This window comes from Acinetobacter sp. YH12219 (genome assembly GCF_013417875.1).
Classification (GTDB): domain Bacteria; phylum Pseudomonadota; class Gammaproteobacteria; order Pseudomonadales; family Moraxellaceae; genus Acinetobacter; species Acinetobacter amyesii.
Map to the genome: position 1 here is coordinate 25418 of NZ_VPDC01000007.1, position 14035 is coordinate 39452.

Sequence of the window (14035 nt, forward strand, 5' to 3'; positions counted from 1 at the left end):
TGCTTTTTTATCATATCTATTTTTAGGCTTGAATTGACCAGTCTTGAATGTCCCAACCTTGTTCTTTTGCAAGGACTTCTAAACGGTCATCTGGGTTAATTGCAAAGGCATGATCGGCATATTCCAATAGGAAGCGGTCATTAATCGAATCTGAATAGGCCCAAGATTCTGTCACATCACGACCTTCTAACCATTGATTCAAACGGACTAATTTGCCCTTTTGGTAGCACGGAGTATTAATCACTTTACCCGTATATTTACCATCCACAACTTCGGCATTGGTCGCAATGATTTCAGTAATACCAAATTCACGAAAAATCGGTGCGGTAATAAAATCAGACGTTGCGGTGATCCCGACCAATTGATGTCCTGCATCTTGATGGCGCTGAATGGCAGCAAAGCCCTCAGGACGCATTTGCGCACGAATAACTTTTTTCATAAACAACTGATGTAACTCAGTTAAGTAGGCATTGTCATGTTGGGTTAAAAACTCAAATACAAATTCGTTATAGGCAATCGGGTCGAGCTGGCCTTTTTTATAATCATCATAAAATTTGTCATTCATGGCACGATGACGAATTGGATCAACCAAGCCTTCATTGACCAAAAACTCCCCCCAAGAATGGTCTGAGTCGGTATTTAATAAGGTGTGATCAAGGTCAAACAGTGCCAATTTCATGAAAATACTCGTAAAAGCTGAAATTTAAGAAAAAAATTGTAAATCTATCTCCGCTAGTCGATAGAAATTCGTTAAGATCATAACAATTTTAACATTTTTACACTTTGCTTTTTCGAGATGGACACAGAAATAAACGTCCCCGTGAGCAAAGTCATAAATTACACAATATTTAGGTAGCCAAATGATCGATTCAGAAGGTTTCCGACCCAACGTCGGGATCATTTTGGCAAACGACATTGGACAAGTTTTATGGGCAAAGCGCATTGGTCACAATGCCTGGCAATTTCCACAAGGAGGTATCCAACATGGAGAAACCCCCGAACAGGCACTTTACCGTGAGCTGAGAGAAGAAGTTGGCTTACTGCCCGAACACGTCCAGGTGATAGCACAAACCCAAGGGTGGTTGCGCTATCGTTTGCCACATCGGTATATACGTACCGATTCAGCCCCCGTTTGTATTGGTCAAAAGCAAAAGTGGTTTTTATTGAAACTGACAGCTTCAGCACAGCATATTCAGCTGGATTTGTCAGACCCACCTGAGTTTGATCAATGGCAATGGGTCAGCTATTGGTACCCACTAGGACAAGTGGTGAATTTTAAACGCGATGTATATCGTAAAGCCATGGTGGAACTTTGCAGTCAGCTTCCACAAAAGCCGTAAAAATTTGCAGAATGGATGCAGATTTTTAGGATGAGTGTTGTTATAAATAAAGCAGAATAAATTTTGGAGCAGACACGATGTCGAACATGCAGCTGGATACATTAAGACGCATAGTCCAAGAGATTAATGCGTCAGCCAGTTTGCATGAATCTTTAGACATAATGGTCAATCAAGTGGCAGAAGCCATGCATGTGGATGTCTGCTCAATCTACTTGCTTGATGAACGAAACCATCGTTATTTACTGATGGCTTCTAAGGGTTTAAACCCTGAAGCCGTTGGGCATGTCTCTTTGCATACCAGTGAAGGTTTGGTCGGCTTAGTTGGACAACGTGAAGAAATCGTCAACTTAGACAATGCTCCCAAACACGAACGCTTTATGTATCTGCCAGAAACCGGGGAAGAAATTTACAATTCCTTCCTCGGTGTTCCGGTAATGTATCGCCGTAAAGTTATGGGTGTCTTGGTGGTTCAAAACAAAGAACCTCAAGACTTTAGCGAAGCTGCCGAATCCTTCCTCGTGACCCTATGCGCTCAACTTTCAGGGGTGATTGCCCATGCACATGCCGTCGGGAATATCGAAGTCTTTCGTAAACCGAACAACCTCCCAGCCTATAAAACCTTCCAAGGCATTTCAGGTTCAGGCGGCATTGCTCTAGGTCGTGCAGTCATCTTATATCCACCTGCTGACTTGGCTTCAGTCCCTGATCGTGAAGCCGATGACATTAGTGAGGAGCTCGAATTACTCGACAATGCCATAGACGCAGTTCGCCAAGAAATTCAGTCGCTTGATGAAAAAATGCAAGATGCCCTCATGGCTGAAGAACGGGCATTATTTAGCGTGTTCTTACGGATGCTCGATGCCAATGCCCTCCCCGCGGAAATTAAAAGTGAAATTCGCGACGGTAACTGGGCACAAGGTGCTGTTCGCATTGTCATTGATAAACACATTGCGCTCTTTGCACAGATGGAAGATGACTATCTCCGCGAACGTGTTTCAGACTTAAAAGATCTAGGGCGTCGTATCTTGGCCTTTTTGCAAGAAGCAGATGCCAGTCACCGTGAAATCACCGATGAAAGCATTTTAATTGGTGAGGAAATTTCTACGGCTGCCTTGGTTGAACTCCCTGTCGATAAAATAGCGGCGATTGTAACCACTGAAGGTGCCATGAACTCACACATGGTGATTGTGGCACGTGCCCTCGGTATTCCAACCGTAGTCGGTGTGACTGAACTACCAATTAATACCCTCGATGATGTCGAAATGATTGTCGATGCACATCAAGGTCGTGTATTCATCAATCCACCTCGTCGTTTACGCACACGTTATAAAGAGATTCAAAAAGAAGAAGAGCAAATTGCTAAAGATCTGAAGCAATACGAAACCAAAGATGCCATCACCCCTGACGGTGTTGCAGTTCGATTGTTTGTAAATACTGGCTTGATGATCGATGTGGTTCGCGGTGTACAACGTGGCGCCAAAGGTGTCGGTCTATACCGTTCTGAAATTCCGTTTATGCTGCGTGATCGCTTCCCTGGTGAAGAAGAACAGCGCGCTATTTATCGTCAACAGCTCAGTCATTTTGCCAATAAACCAGTGGTGATGCGTACCCTCGATATTGGTGCAGATAAAGACCTTCCTTATTTCTCGATTGAAGAAGAAAACTCAGCACTGGGTTGGCGTGGAATTCGCTTTACCCTCGATCATCCTGAGATTTTTTCAGCCCAAATTCGTGCCATGCTCAAAGCCAGTATTGGCCTGAACAACTTGCATATATTGCTGCCGATGGTGACCAGTGTCAGCGAAGTCGAAGAAGCGTTGTATTTGCTCGATCGTGACTGGCAAGCGGTGCAAGAAGAAGAACAGGTGAAAATTACCAAACCCAAAATCGGCATCATGGTCGAAGTGCCGAGTGTGCTGTTACAGATCGATGAGTTTGCTGAATTGGTTGACTTCTTCTCGGTCGGATCAAACGATTTAACCCAATATTTACTTGCGGTTGACCGAAATAACCCACGAGTTGCCAATGTCTATTCACACTCACACCCAGCCGTACTTCGTGCGCTAACTCGCTTGGTGCAAGAATGTCATAAATACGACAAGCCGATTAGTATTTGTGGGGAAATGGCCGGTGATCCACTCACCGCTATTTTACTGATGGCGATGGGCTTTAATACCCTATCGATGAGTTCGAGTAATATCCTGAAAGTCCGTAAAGCCATCTGCCATGTGCCGATGCCCGATGCAAAAGAGCTCTTGGATCGTGCCTTAAGCATGAATAATCCCCTGATGGTGAAAAGCATGATGGAGTATTACTTCAAGACTCATGGTCTTGGTGATATGGTGAAATCTGCCACACGCATCGTGAGTGCTTAAAACTACTCATGTAAAATAATAAAACGAGGTGATGATGGATTTTTTATTTTTTCTGGCTTTTGTCGCAATTGCCTTTTATATGACAAAGATCCATCCACAACTCAAACAAAAAATGTTAGAGCTGCAGCAAGACACACCGATTGAAAAAGCATCCTCAACTCGACCTCGACCGTCCCAAACACAACAAGTCAATACACGCCCAACCAAGCCAACAAAATCTAAAGCTCCAGTCAGCCGCTCTCGTATTCCCCCCTTACTTGGTATAGAAATTACTGCGCCACAACAGCGCCGCTTAGGTAAAAATGATCCATCGGTACTGGCTGCACAGCACGCCAAACAGCTAAATCACATGCAACATACTGACTCAACATGGTTTGAGCAATTGACCAGTCAAGTGGAACACGTACTCCAACAACCTAATGACGCCTCAAAATATCAAAGTACAGCGTCTAGACCGCAACAAAAATCCGCATTCAACAAAATGTTTGAAGACTTATTTTCAAAATAAGCCGTGTTTTAAGGTTCTACATTTAAACTCAAAACCCATGCGTTCAATCCCGCATGGAACCATCTGAATGAACGTCGGTATCTTATTATTCAACGAAGTTGAAGTCTTAGATGCTGCGGGGATTTCTTCGGGGATCAATGCATCTCTTTATATTGTGGCCAAATTGCATGGCCTAGAGATTGCGAAGCGAACAGTAAAACGTATGGATATGATGTGAAATTTGTTTAAGCAGATGCTGAAGCAGAATAATTTAACGTACTAGAAAACTTAAAAATACACTGAAATAAAAAGGGAGATAATCATTCGAATATCCCCCTTTTTTGTGCTTTGCATAACCACGTTTTGCATTTTTCTTTCGATCTACAAAAGTTTGGCTTTTGTTAAAATCATTCATGTGTTTTGCCACAAAGTTGCGAACTTCAACTTCAGGCAGGACTTTTTTCTTTGCCATTTGCATTCACCTTTTTGCCTATACAGCACCCTCGTGCTGTAGTGCATATATTGGTCTATTTTTAGATTTTTTCAAGCACTTTCCTATGGCTTTTTTTGATACATCGTAGTTAGTCCCAAGGCCATAAAAAAATTGCTTTGGCACATTATTCCCCTCTCCATAGCCCTGTCCGATTGAGAGAGGGAAATACGTTGTATTTAGCTTGCAAAAGCCCGTTCTAATACGCGCTCTACATCGACCATTTTGGCATCCAACATCCCCACCACTTGCCCATGTTTCGCACTATAGCGGCTTTGAATAAAACCATTTGCTACATAATCAGGCGCATAGCATTTCAATAACACCGCTTGTGCAAGTACCGTTAAACGACTGACCAAACTGCGCCCCATAAATTGTAAATCTTCAGGCGATTGATGGAACAACCTGAACAAGTCCTGCAATTCTGTTTGCAAGCTTTCATCTGTACTTGCTGTACTGGCCAAATCTTTAAACAGCACCTCAATAGATTCAGGGTCGCGTCCAATGGCACGCAGTACATCTAGGCACATGACATTGCCAGAACCTTCCCAAATGGTATTTACAGGCGCTTCTTTAAAGATGCGTGCCATGATGCCGTTATCGACATAGCCATTACCACCAAAGACTTCCATCATCTCCCCTGTTAGCTCTACCGCACGCTTACAAATCCAAAACTTGGCTGCTGGCGTCATGATGCGCTTCCATGCCACAGACAAGGCATCATCCGATTCATAACACTGCGCCAAATGGAAACTGAGCTGCGTGGCCGCTTCGCTTTCTAAAGCCAAATCTGCCAAGACTGCTCGCATTAAGGGTTGATCAATCAGATGTTTACCAAAAGCCTGACGCTGACGGGTGTAGGCAATGCATTGCACCAAAGCTTGACGCAGCATGGCGCTCGAACCGACCGAACAGGTCAGACGGGTATAATTCGCCATTTCAATAATGGTTGGAATGCCACGCCCTGCCTCACCAATCATAATGCCCCATGCATTTTTGAATTCGACTTCCGAGCTTGAATTACTGCGGTTACCGACTTTTTCTTTTAGGCGTTGCACCTGAATATTATTCTTCGTGCCATCTTCCAACCAACGCGGCACAAAGAAACAAGCCAAGCCATCTTGTTCGGTTTTTGCCACCACCAAATGCGCATCACACATCGGTGCAGAGAAAAACCATTTATGCCCCGTGAGTAAATAAGCTTTGCCTCGTCCTGTTTCTGCCACAGGCACAGCTATAGTTTCATTAGCACGTACATCTGAACCGCCCTGCTTTTCGGTCATGCCCATACCGAGCCAAATCGACTTTTTCTGCGCAATCGGTACATCGCGTTCATCATATTCAGTCGATAGTAGTTTCTCGCCAATTTTCGCCCATAGTTCAGGTTCGCGCTGAATGAGTGGAATACTGCCGAGCGTCATTGAATTTGGACATAAATTGCCGCACTCGACCTGACCTGCTAAATAAAAACGTGCTGCCCACTCCACCCATTTTGCCTTGGAATTTGACTGATTAAATGGATGTGCATGGGTATCAAACTGGCGGTTGAGTCCCATCCATTTATGCCATGAAGGATGAAACTCGATAAAGTCAGTACGGCGGCCTCGCGCATCGAAGGCATGTAAAATTGGGGTATGTTTGTTGGCTAAAGCCCCATGCTGAAAGTATTCACTCGAACCTGCCACTTTGCCCATTTCGCATAAGATCGGCTGATCGTGGCTGCCATAGCGCTTTAAGATTTCATGTAAAACCGTATCGCTTGAAAATAGATTGTAGTTTTCCAGTTCATCAAATTGGTTGCTGATTTGATGCGTCATCCATGTCTGTTCTAATGTATTCATCGTCTATATTTTCCGCTTGTTCTTGTTGGCTTTTCATTTCAGTATAGAGAAAATTTAAAGCATAGACGTTCGGTTTTCCGCGCTTAAAAATATGAAGCATTCAGCCATTCAAATACGGCGTAAGCCACGTCAATCACGTGCCAAACTGACGCAAGAAGCCTTACAGGACAGTTTTGTTCGGCTTTTGCATGAGCGTCCTGCCAGCCAAATTACCATTCGGGAAATTACCGACCTTGCAGGCGTGGGCTTGGGAACGTTCTATGAATATTTTTCTAAAAAGGAAGATTTGATTGCGCTAACCATTCATTTACATGTGAAACACAATGCGGAAAGCTTAAAAAGTTATGCACATAGCTTGATCAAGTTATCCACAGATTTGAAGTTTCAGACTTATTTAGAGCGAATTATTCATTTTCAAATTGAGCAAATTCAAGCACAGCAGTTTTTATGGTCACAGGTGTTTTTGTTAGAACGGCAGATTTCAGATATTGAAAGTTACCGTAAGAGTTATGCCATGATGGTGCAAATGTGGCGCAGTATGCTTGAGCCATTTATACAGGATGATGAACAGCTCAAACAGATGGCTTTAAATATGCAGCGGGTGTGTTATGGCTTTGTGTCGCAAACTTTATTGATTGAGCCTGATTTTGGGGAGTGGGATGAATTAAAGCGAGATATAATTCATATGTTGCGCGATTAAACTTCGCGGACAAGTCTAATGATGTTTCAAATGCATCGGTGAATAAAATAAAGTCATGTTATTTACAAAAAATCGGCTCTTAAACCAGTTATTTTAGATATTTAGGAAATTCATTTTTACGGTAGAAGAAAATCATTCATCACTTGTTTCATCCGTCAATAAAAGTGCTTTAGAAGTTAAGCTTTTATTGCCAGCTTACTTGTCTCATTTATACGCCTTTGCAATGCTGGCCAGTTGTAAGCTCTTTAAAAATTCAGCCGTATATTTTGGACTATGGCCTAATGCACCACGATGATAGCCATTTGGGATCGCCTGATAGACTACTGGTAATTTTTTATTTGCACACTTTTTGGTAATAACTTTGAGTACCAAGGTGATCGACAAATGGTCTGCGGCGCCTTAAACAAACATCAGTGTTACGGTTAGGGTCATATATTCAATCGACTGACGTTTTAAATAGCTTGGGGATGGCCTTAAGTCTGAATTTTTTAAAAGATTGGCTGAGGTGCTTGTTTTAACTCAGTTTGTAGTTCTGACAAACAGCGTTTACGGGCCTGATTTAGTAAAGACTGCATATCTGGACTAACCTGTTGATCTACATTGATCGATCTGCTTCGGCTGCTCCCAACAACACGATGGGGAAAAATGCCGCTACATTGGTATCTGGATTTGGATTGGTTTCTACGTATTCAGCAATACATTCATATTGATAACCACCCGGTGCCAAGGGTATTGCAGCTTTAAGATTCAATTCAAGCGCATCTTTTTGCCCCTGAGCTGCAACCGTAATAGCAGCTGCAGCACATTGACTATGCCCCATCACCATCCAGTCTTTATTAAATTGCTTCGGCTTGCAAGAATGCAGTGCATGTACAGAATCCACCAAATTATAAACTTAACTGACTACATTCATATAAGGGTGCAGTTTTGGCTTACCCAGTCCTTGATAATCTGTTGTAACCACTACATAGCCATGCCTCAAACAACTGTCGATTGCACCATCTATGACTAGTTGCAAACTATACACAGGCCCATTGTATAATCACTTGAAGGAGCACTTGTATCAGCCACACAGTCGTGCCATGTGCTCATGCCAATACGGTCCAGTCTTGTTTAAGTGCTTATCCTTTTGGGAGTAAAATAAATCCCGAGGTCAAAATGGGTTCGCCATTCCCCCCCCCTCAACTACGATATGCGATCACGTAAGGTTGCCTAGTATGTTGATATGATGTAGGAATCGATTCACGCTGGAGTGACAACACCTGACCTGATAACAATAAAGATAGGTGTGCCAACTAGCATCACCCCATCACCCCATAAAACATTAAAACAAAATATATAAATAATATAAATTCAATAACTTAATCAATAGAATTAACCATTCGTTCAAAACTATATTTCCATTTGTCAAAAGCTAAATAAAGTTTTAGAGTAAATGAGTAGATAAAGACTCTTAAGCTTTCAATCACAACAGTTTTATGATATCTCGTCGATTTATTGCTGCCTAAAAATTTTTTACAATAAGAGAAAAACTGTTGTCACATTGTCACTTTAAAATGAATTAACAAAACGGTTAATGTCATGTGCTGTTGAGCGTGTTATCAATTGATAAGGTTATAACTCCCAACTTTAATACATGATTATAATAATGGAGATACTCAATGAGCGACGACGTTAAAAAATGTCCTGTCACCCACCTAACAACTGATGCTGGTGCTCCTGTTGTAGATAATCAGAACAGTATGACGGCAGGTGCACGTGGTCCTTTGCTTGCCCAAGACCTATGGCTTAATGAAAAACTCGGTAATTTCGTTCGCGAAGTGATTCCAGAGCGTCGTATGCACGCCAAAGGTTCTGGTGCCTTCGGTACGTTTACCGTAACTAACGATATTACCCAATATACTCGTGCTAAAATTTTCTCAGAAGTTGGTAAAAAAACTGAACTTTTTGCTCGTTTCTCTACCGTAGCGGGTGAGCGTGGTGCTGCAGATGCAGAACGCGATATTCGTGGTTTTGCCCTTAAATTCTATACTGAAGAAGGTAACTGGGATTTAGTTGGTAATAACACCCCTGTCTTCTTCCTACGTGATGCTCGTAAATTCCCTGACTTAAATAAAGCAGTGAAACGTGATCCTAAAACCAATAAGCGTAGTGCAACTAATAACTGGGATTTCTGGACTTTACTTCCTGAAGCTCTACACCAAGTTACGATTGTGATGTCTGACCGCGGTATTCCAGATGGTTACCGTCATATGCATGGTTTTGGTAGCCATACCTTCAGTTTTATTAATGCCAATAATGAACGCTTCTGGGTTAAATTCCACATGCGCACTCAACAAGGCATTAAAAACTTAACCGATGCTGAAGCTGAAGCGATTATTGCCAAAGACCGTGAAAGCTCACAAACCGATCTGTTCAATGCAATTGAACGCGGCGATTTTCCAAAATGGAAAATGTACGTTCAAATTATGCCTGAACTTGATGCAGAAAAAGTACCTTATCACCCATTTGATTTAACCAAAGTATGGCCTAAAGGCGACTATCCGTTGATTGAAGTGGGTGAATTCGAACTCAACCGTAATCCTGAAAACTATTTCCAAGATGTTGAACAAGCCGCTTTTGCACCAAGTAACTTGGTGCCGGGCATTAGCTTCTCACCTGACCGTATGCTGCAAGCGCGTTTATTCAACTATGCTGATGCTGCACGTTATCGCGTGGGTGTAAACCATTACCAAATTCCTGTAAATGCACCACGTTGCCCTGTTCATTCCAACCGTCGTGATGGTCAAGGCCGTATGGATGGTAACTATGGTGCAACACCGCATTATGAACCAAACAGCTTCAGCCAATGGCAAGAGCAACCACAATACAAAGAACCACCATTGAAAATTACTGGTGATGCTGACTTGTGGGATTACCGCGAAGATGACAGCGACTATTTCAGTCAACCACGTGCATTATTCAACTTAATGAATGATGAACAAAAACAAGCATTGTTTAATAACACTGCTGGCGCAATGGGCGATGCACTCGACTTCATTAAATACCGTCATATCCGTAACTGTTACGCATGTGATCCAGCTTATGGTGAAGGTGTTGCAAAAGCATTAGGCTTAACTGTAGCGGATGCGCAAGCTGCTCGTGCAACTGATCCAGCTCAAGGTAATCCTGGCTTGCTTTAAGTTTTATCTTTGAATAAAAAAACCACCTTTTAAGGTGGTTTTTTCTTGGCATTAAATATTCCAATTACCTTCTATTAATCCTTAAACAATCAATTTTTTGCCTTCATGCATGGTTAAAAATGGATTCATTAACTTTGATGTTTTTCGCATTGCATGATGTAAGTCATGCTCCGGTTGGTCTCTAGCTTCATCAGTCAACTGAAAAGTCCGATAATGCATTGCCAATGAACATTTTGACTGTAAATCTTTATGCGCCTGAAAAGCTTCTTCGGGATTCATGTGCAAATATTTCATTAAACGACGTGGCTCATAAGCTCCAATCGGTAATAACGCTACTCGGGGTGCACCTAAGCGTGTATGGATTTGTTTGAAATGAGCGGCATAGCCCGTATCTCCAGCAAAGAAGAAATGTCCTGTACTATGCACGATGGAAAAACCTCCCCATAAGGCATGATTTTGATCTCGCCAACCACGACCTGAACCATGCTGTGCAGGCGTATAAACGATGCGTAAATCTTCAAACATTTCCGATTGCCACCAATCAAGTTCAATGACATTGAAATGTGTGGGTAAATAATAAGCGTTGCCTAAACCGGTATAAATCGGCATAGCAAATTGTTCATGCAACCAATTCAAGGTTGCTAAATCCATATGATCATAATGATTATGGCTCAGTAAAACCCCATGAATGGTGGGTAATTCTTCTAAGGCAATGCCTGCAGGACAAGCACGTCGTGGTCCAGTCCCTTGACGTGGTCCTGCATACTCCGCCCATACAGGATCGGTCAAAAAATTATATGGCCCAATTTGAATTAGCACCGTAGCATGCCCAACAAACCATACCAACCAATCATCCATTTTAGCCAAAGGTCGATTTTGCGGAATGCTACGCGAAGAAGCAAAAAACTGTTGGTATTCTTGCTCACGATCTACTTTCCATGTATCGCTTTTACGCGTCATGATCCATTTCAGCATATCTTTACGCGTAAACGCATCTGGATTTCGAATGGTATTAAAAAAATTTTCCCCATTAAAATGGTCAGTTGCCAGATAATCAAATACAGGCTTCGTCCACGTATGTTTCATACAGCTTTTAGTACTGATTTGAAACTGTGCTGATTGAGTTTTTTGATTCATGTGTATTTAAAATTCATTCACTATGCTGACAAACCTTGCAAAGTATTTAACCTCGCAGACCTATTGATCAAGACGACCTTTCATGCGCTCAAGCCAAACCTTCCGAGATTGAGGCTTGACAAAGAGTGCCACAATTTCAGGATGAAGCTGTTTAATTTGTGCTTCAATTCTGTTGACACAAGCTTCTATATCATCTGACGTTAAATTATCTTTAAATTCAAGACTCAAAGATGCCAAAACTTGATGTGCACCCATCTGCTCTGTTAACACCCCATTGGCAGAATGCACTGCTGGATCTTGCTCTGCAACCATCAAGACATTATGCCTCAATTGTGGGTCAGCAGTTTCTCCCATGAGCAATCCTTTAGTCTCACGTGCAAGTAAGATCGCTGAAATAGCGAGCACCACACCAATTAGAATTGATGCCAGACCATCAAGCATTGGCATATTCAGCGCGTGTGATAAATAGATACCGATCAGGGCAATAAACAGACCAATCAGCGCTGCTGAATCTTCAAATAACACGGTAAATGTCGTCGGATCTTTACTGCGTCGAAATGCTTCAAAATAGCCCTGTTTCCCTTTGATTTTACGAAATGCTTTCAATGCCACAAACCAAGAGGTCCCTTCACACAAAATCGCAATACCTAATACGATATAGTTAATCATCGGATTTTGCATTTCTTCGGGGTGATAAATATGACTAATCCCTTGATAAATCGACACGATCGCACCCAAAGCAAAGACCATCAACGCCACAATAAAAGCCCAAAAATACAGCTCTCGCCCATAGCCAAACGGATGGCGTGCATTTGCTGGCTGCTGCGATTTTTTCATACCGTAGAGCAGTAAGATTTCATTTAAAGTATCAACCACAGAGTGAATAGCTTCACTCAACATGGCCGAACTATTCGTGATGTAGGCAGCGACAAACTTCACCAGTGCAATCGCTAAATTGCCGAAGAGCGCTGCATATACCACGATTTTGTTAGATTCAGACATTTAAAATTGTCCTAAATTTATTTTTATCAAACAGATCTATTTGATTTTATAGCTCATTCCATAGTACTCAAACTGACTGTAGCTGTTGTTTGTTATTTTGTTGTTTTTACACCAACTGTCGATTGTTTCGACAATGCCATCATATTCCATGTGAAACACGCTCTTTAGCGCAAAGGTATAGAACAAAAAAGGAAGCCGCAGCTTCCTTATAATTCTGTAGATGTACACGGTTCAACGTACTTTATTAAAATATTGCTCGCGCCACTCTTTCCAAAAGTACATCACAATACCAAACATCACGACCACGATTCCAACAAAGGCATTGGAGCTAATATGTTCACTGTTCAACGTCGCTCCCAAAACCAATGCTATGACAGGTGTCATCACATTACTGAGTGACACCGTTGATGCCGCCAAACGTCTTATAAGCCAGAAGTAACACAGCATTGCCACAATAGATGACATAATCATGGTAAAGACAAAACCTATCATGGCACGGCCGCTTGGCAATTCGGTTGGAAAATGCTGCCAGATAAAAGGAATAATGAGCATCGATCCTAAAGCAGAAACAATCAGGGAACCGGTTGCCTGTGACATCGGCTTTAACGGTGCGTTAATCTGCTTCACCCAAAAAATCGAACTAATATACGACACCATGCTGATTAGCATCAGGACAACGCCAATTGGATTGACTTTGCTATCAGCAGAATCTGCAAAGACAAAAGTTAGACCTCCCACTGCAACCGCCATGCCCAACCACTGCAAAGCGACCAATTTATGTGTTTTTAAAATTACATGCCCAATCAAACCGGCAATTAAGGGTGAAAAACCAAAAATCAGTGCCATTAAACCAGAGGTGAGATAATTGGCTGCGAGATAAATAAACAACTGTGCGCCAATCAAATTCAAACTCCCTGCCACATAACTTTTTAATGAGGTTTCATCAAACGGCAAAGGATCACGCATCAATTTCAAAAGAAACAGCGCAATAATAGATGCGCCGAAGTAACGGATAATCAACACCCACATCGGATGTATTTCCTGCACACTCCACACAATCGCGAGCGGCGTCGTCGCCCAAATCAGTACCAAAAGAGCATATATACTTGCCGTCAGCGGCAGTGAAGATTTCATTTCATTCTCAAATTTGATTGTTCTAACGACTTAACCTGAAACCCACTATTCAGATCTGGAACTACTCGTAAGACCAGTAACTAATAAAGTTTAAGACCAATTATTGTTCTCCACTTTATCAACTAAATTGGAGGCGGTATGAATGCCACCGATCGTTTGGGGTATATGGACTTCTCTTCAAACGATCAATAATCTCCCCTAACCCCTCTTAAAAAAAAGAGGAGGGAAACATCTAAACGAAATCCATTCTTCACAAAGACTACTCCCTCCTTTGAAAAAGGAGGGCTGGGGAGGATTAAAACCGTTGAATAGATCTACATAAGCTAAAACTATATACATGGACTACA

At 42.1% G+C, this 14035-nt stretch carries 13 protein-coding genes; 6 read left to right on the top strand and 7 right to left on the bottom strand.

Features of this window, described 5'->3' with window-relative positions; genetic code table 11:
• Window positions 1–22: 22 nt before the first annotated feature.
• The gene (locus FTV04_RS05810) at window positions 23–679 is read right to left on the bottom strand and encodes an HAD family phosphatase (protein ID WP_111884093.1); all 657 of its coding nucleotides are present in this window, start codon (window positions 677–679) and stop codon (window positions 23–25) included.
• A gap of 181 nt (window positions 680–860) precedes the next feature.
• Here FTV04_RS05810 and FTV04_RS05815 point away from each other — a divergent pair, with 181 nt between their 5' ends.
• From FTV04_RS05815 to FTV04_RS05830, 4 genes are all read left to right on the top strand, one after another.
• The gene (locus FTV04_RS05815) at window positions 861–1340 is read left to right on the top strand and encodes an RNA pyrophosphohydrolase (RefSeq protein WP_078192761.1); all 480 of its coding nucleotides are present in this window, start codon (window positions 861–863) and stop codon (window positions 1338–1340) included.
• 77 nt (window positions 1341–1417) lie between these two features.
• Window positions 1418–3715: a phosphoenolpyruvate--protein phosphotransferase gene (ptsP, locus tag FTV04_RS05820; RefSeq protein ID WP_180089012.1), complete on the top strand. Its 2298-nt coding sequence runs from the start codon at window positions 1418–1420 to the stop codon at window positions 3713–3715.
• Between the two features lie 79 nt (window positions 3716–3794).
• Window positions 3795–4223, top strand: coding sequence for a hypothetical protein (locus tag FTV04_RS05825; RefSeq protein ID WP_180089003.1), 429 nt, complete (start codon window positions 3795–3797; stop codon window positions 4221–4223).
• Window positions 4224–4290: 67 nt separating this feature from the next.
• Window positions 4291–4440, top strand: coding sequence for a hypothetical protein (locus FTV04_RS05830; RefSeq protein ID WP_180089013.1), 150 nt, complete (start codon window positions 4291–4293; stop codon window positions 4438–4440).
• A 33-nt stretch (window positions 4441–4473) separates the two neighbouring features.
• Here the strand turns inward: FTV04_RS05830 and FTV04_RS05835 are convergent, their stop codons facing one another.
• Window positions 4474–4674 (bottom strand): hypothetical protein, encoded by a 201-nt coding sequence (locus tag FTV04_RS05835; RefSeq protein ID WP_078189843.1) that lies wholly within the window; start codon window positions 4672–4674, stop codon window positions 4474–4476.
• Window positions 4675–4871: 197 nt separating this feature from the next.
• Window positions 4872–6533 (bottom strand): acyl-CoA dehydrogenase family protein, encoded by a 1662-nt coding sequence (locus FTV04_RS05840; protein WP_180089014.1) that lies wholly within the window; start codon window positions 6531–6533, stop codon window positions 4872–4874.
• Between the two features lie 91 nt (window positions 6534–6624).
• Between FTV04_RS05840 and FTV04_RS05845 the strand changes: the two genes are divergently transcribed.
• Entirely contained in the window at window positions 6625–7233 is a 609-nt protein-coding gene (locus FTV04_RS05845) for a TetR/AcrR family transcriptional regulator (protein WP_180002945.1), read from the top strand.
• A gap of 595 nt (window positions 7234–7828) precedes the next feature.
• Here FTV04_RS05845 and FTV04_RS05850 read toward each other — a convergent pair.
• The gene (locus FTV04_RS05850) at window positions 7829–8119 is read right to left on the bottom strand and encodes a hypothetical protein (RefSeq protein WP_218949897.1); all 291 of its coding nucleotides are present in this window, start codon (window positions 8117–8119) and stop codon (window positions 7829–7831) included.
• A gap of 775 nt (window positions 8120–8894) precedes the next feature.
• Here FTV04_RS05850 and FTV04_RS05855 point away from each other — a divergent pair.
• Window positions 8895–10415 carry a catalase gene (locus tag FTV04_RS05855; RefSeq protein WP_111884100.1) on the top strand — a complete coding sequence of 507 codons (1521 nt, stop codon included), beginning with the start codon at window positions 8895–8897 and terminating at the stop codon, window positions 10413–10415.
• 81 nt (window positions 10416–10496) lie between these two features.
• Here FTV04_RS05855 and FTV04_RS05860 read toward each other — a convergent pair whose 3' ends face one another.
• The 3 genes from FTV04_RS05860 to FTV04_RS05870 form a co-directional block, all read right to left on the bottom strand.
• Window positions 10497–11552 carry an MBL fold metallo-hydrolase gene (locus FTV04_RS05860; RefSeq protein ID WP_168377923.1) on the bottom strand — a complete coding sequence of 352 codons (1056 nt, stop codon included), beginning with the start codon at window positions 11550–11552 and terminating at the stop codon, window positions 10497–10499.
• Window positions 11553–11612: 60 nt separating this feature from the next.
• Entirely contained in the window at window positions 11613–12554 is a 942-nt protein-coding gene (locus tag FTV04_RS05865; protein ID WP_078192768.1) for a cation diffusion facilitator family transporter, read from the bottom strand.
• Window positions 12555–12785: 231 nt separating this feature from the next.
• Window positions 12786–13688 carry a DMT family transporter gene (locus tag FTV04_RS05870; protein ID WP_168377924.1) on the bottom strand — a complete coding sequence of 301 codons (903 nt, stop codon included), beginning with the start codon at window positions 13686–13688 and terminating at the stop codon, window positions 12786–12788.
• Window positions 13689–14035: the final 347 nt, after the last annotated feature.